Source organism: Sulfitobacter sp. HI0129, from assembly GCF_001635395.1.
Taxonomy (GTDB): Bacteria; Pseudomonadota; Alphaproteobacteria; order Rhodobacterales; family Rhodobacteraceae; genus Sulfitobacter.
Window position 1 is genome coordinate 1 of record NZ_LWGH01000351.1, and the last position, 3,367, is coordinate 3,367.

Below are 3,367 nucleotides of genomic sequence, written 5' to 3' on the forward strand. Positions count from 1 at the left end.
ATTGATCCCCGAAAAGCGCGCGCAGCCCGAAATGCGCGATGCCCACGGCCAAAAGCTGCGCCAGCACGAAGGCCGGAATATGCGCCGGGGTGATCCCGGCAAAAGTATCCGAAAAGCCGCGCGCCACCGTCACCGCCGGATTGGCGAAACTGGTGGAGGCGGTGAACCAATAGGCCCCGGTGATATAGAGCGCCACCAGCGTCGGGACCGCTTCGGCCCGGGCGCGCAACCCGCCAAAGATCACCATGAGCAGCCCCAGCGTCGCCACCAGTTCCGAAAACCACTGCGCGCCGCCGGTCCGGTGCGCGGTCAGCGACCATTGCCAGACCGGCAGATCGAACATCAGATGGGTGATCCAGACCCCCACCAGCCCACCGCCCAGCTGTGCCGCGACGTAGCCGGTGAAATCGCGCCAGCCGAGCTCCCCCCGCAGGGCGAAGGCCAGAGAGACCGCCGGGTTGAAATGCGCCCCCGACAGCGGCCCCAGTACCGTGATGATGACATAGAGCATACAGCCCGTGGCAATCGCATTGGCGAGCAGCGTCAGCGCCATGTCGCCCTGCGCCAGCGAAACACCCATGACGCCCGATCCGATGACGGAGACGAGCAGCAGCGCGGTTCCCAGCGCCTCGGCCCAATAGGCGCGGGTCATGATGACATCGGCCCCGGGGGGCGGTAAAACGGGGCAGGGAGGCTGTGTTGCGTCTTCATGCCCGCGCTATAGGCGGCCCATGTAACAACAATGTGACGCTCCTCGCGCGTCATTCGGCTGCCGGACCCCACCACCAGACCTCTGGCATGAAGTTTGGCCCGTCCCCGTAGAGCGGGATGGTATCGGGGTATTTCATCCGCGCGTCATGGGCGATCCGGTCCTCGTTATAGAGCCAGAAGGGCACCACGTAGCGCCCCGCCGTCAAAAGCCGGTCCAGCGCGCGGGTCGCGGCGGTGAAGGCTTCGGTATCGCGGGCGTTCAGCATGGCGTCGATCATGGCGTCGATGGCCGGGGATTTGACCCCCATCAGGTTGCGCGCGCCCGGTTGGTCGGCGGCCTCCGACCCCCAGTAGTAGCGTTGCTCGTTGCCGGGGCTCAGCGAAAGGGCGCGGCGGAAGAAGGTCATGTCGAAATCATATTCGGCGTTGCGCGCCACGAATTGCGCGTCGTCGACCGTTTCGATCCGTGCGTCGATGCCCAGCCGCCGCAGCGCCTGAAGATAGAGCTCGGCAATGGCCATGTTCTCGGCGCTGCCCTTCGACAGCAGGATATCGAAGGCCAGCGGCGCGCCGTCCGGTCCGCGCATGGTGCCGTCCTCGACCGTGTAGCCGGCGGCCTGAAGCTGCTTCATCGCGGTGCGGATGCCCGCGCGGTTGCGGGCCGAGCCGTCGCTGACGGGCAGGGCGTAGCCATCGAGCGTACCCGGGGGCAGATCATCCGCATAGGGGGCCAACAGGGCGTCTACATCGCCTGTCGCGGCACCCTCCTGCATCCCCAGCACCGAATTGGAGAAGTAGGAGGTGATCCGTGGCTGTGCGCCGCCGGTCAATGTCTCGTTGATGAACTCGAAATTGAAGGCATGGATCATCGCGTCCCGCACCCGCCAGTCATCGAAAGGCGCGCGCCGGGTATTCATGACAAAGCCGGTCATGCCTGAGGGTTTCTGATGCGGAAACACCGATTTGACCACCTCGCCCCGCTGGATCGCGGGGAAGTCGTACTGCGTGTTCCATGTTTCGGCGTTGAACTCCCTCAGGGCCGAAATTTCGCCCGCCTTGAACGCTTCGAACATGACATTGGCGTCGCCGTAGAAATCGAGGCGGATGCTATCGAAATTATGCGTGCCCTGACGGAACGGCACATCCGTGCCCCAATAGTCGGGGTTACGCTTCAGCGTGACCTGTTTTCCGGCCTGATAATCCGCGACGACATAGGGCCCGGTGCCAAGAGGGACCTCCGCCAAGGGCGCATTGGCGAAATCCTTGCCGTCCCACTGCGCCTTGCTGAGAATCGGCCGCATACCGGCCAGCAGGGCCAATTCGCGGTTGTCCTCGTTGAAATACAGGCGGACCTGGCGTGGGCCGGTCTGTTCCATCCGTTCGATCTGCTGGCGCAGCCCGTGGTAGCGGGGATGCCCCTCGGTGCCCAACAGGTCATAGGAAAAGATCACATCCTCGACCGTGACGGGGGTTCCGTCGGAAAAGGCGGCACCCTCGCGCAGGGTGAATTCGACCCACGAACGGTCCTCGGCGGTTTCGACCGATTCGGCCAACAGCCCGTAGAGGGTGAAAGGCTCGTCCCAAGAACGGCCCATCAAGCTTTCGTGCGTGAAGAACGGCAACTGCCAGGGAGCCGTCCCCTTGCGCACGAAGGGATTCAGGCTGTCGAAACCCCCGGTATTGCCCAGCGTAATATCACCTCCTGTCGGGGCATCGGGATTCGCATAGGGGAGCGACACAAAATCTGGGGGTAACGCGGGCTCACCATACATGGATATGCCATGTGTCGATTCCGCTTGCGCTGCACTGCCGAAAAGAATCAGTGAAAAAGCGGCTGCAACACACCGTGTGGTCAGGAAATTATAACTATACATTTTCGAAACAATTCCACCCGCGCCTTGTTTTATTGGCTTTGTGCTTAACCGGGCTTTCCCGCCATATCAAACTTTTAGCTTGGATTGCTGCGAGAGTTTGCTTATAAAGAGGGCACTGCTCGATAGGTTTCTTGCCTGTATGAAACCTGCCTCAATAACTTAACGCCCGCTTCGTGCGGGCGTTTTTTTTTGCCCTCGTGACCCCTTTGGCGGTCTGTCGGAAACCAAAGCGCCCCGAAAACCGTTTGCCTTGCCTCTGCAGCATGACATGCTGCGCATGCAGAACGCCGATGAAGGAGCGCACCCATGGCCTATACGATCGACCTGTCCGGCAAGACCGCCGTCATCACCGGATCCAATTCCGGAATCGGATTGGGCATTGCCCGCGAACTGGCGCAGGCGGGGGCGGACATCGTGCTCAACTCCTTCACGGATGACAGCGCCGACCACGAACTCGCCTCCGGCATCGCGGAGGAGTTCGGCGTTTCCGCGCGCTACATTCAGGCCGATATGTCAAAACCCGATCAGTGCCGCCGCCTGATCGAGGATGCCGGACGGTGCGATATCCTCGTGAACAATGCAGGGATCCAGCATGTGGCGCCGATCCCCGAATTTCCGGTCGAGAAATGGGATGCGATCATCGCCATCAACCTGTCTTCGGCCTTTCATACCACCGCCGTCGCGCTGCCGATAATGCGCAAGGCGGGCTGGGGGCGGGTGATCAACATCTCCTCCGCCCATGGCCTCCCCGCGTCGCCTTTCAAGGCGGCCTATATCGCGGC

At 62.1% G+C, this 3,367-nt stretch carries 3 protein-coding genes; 1 reads left to right on the forward strand and 2 read right to left on the reverse strand.

Annotated elements, in window-relative coordinates; translation table 11 throughout:
- On the reverse strand, nucleotides 1-655 hold a 655-nt coding region (locus tag A3764_RS08875), incomplete at its 3' end, for an aquaporin (protein WP_443069368.1).
- 106 nt (nucleotides 656-761) lie between these two features.
- The gene (locus A3764_RS08880; protein WP_067921175.1) at nucleotides 762-2,483 is read right to left on the reverse strand and encodes an extracellular solute-binding protein; all 1,722 of its coding nucleotides are present in this window, start codon (nucleotides 2,481-2,483) and stop codon (nucleotides 762-764) included.
- A gap of 408 nt (nucleotides 2,484-2,891) precedes the next feature.
- Between A3764_RS08880 and A3764_RS08885 the strand changes: the two genes are divergently transcribed.
- Nucleotides 2,892-3,367 (forward strand): SDR family NAD(P)-dependent oxidoreductase (locus tag A3764_RS08885; protein ID WP_150122116.1); only part of this gene is annotated, 476 nt, incomplete at its 3' end.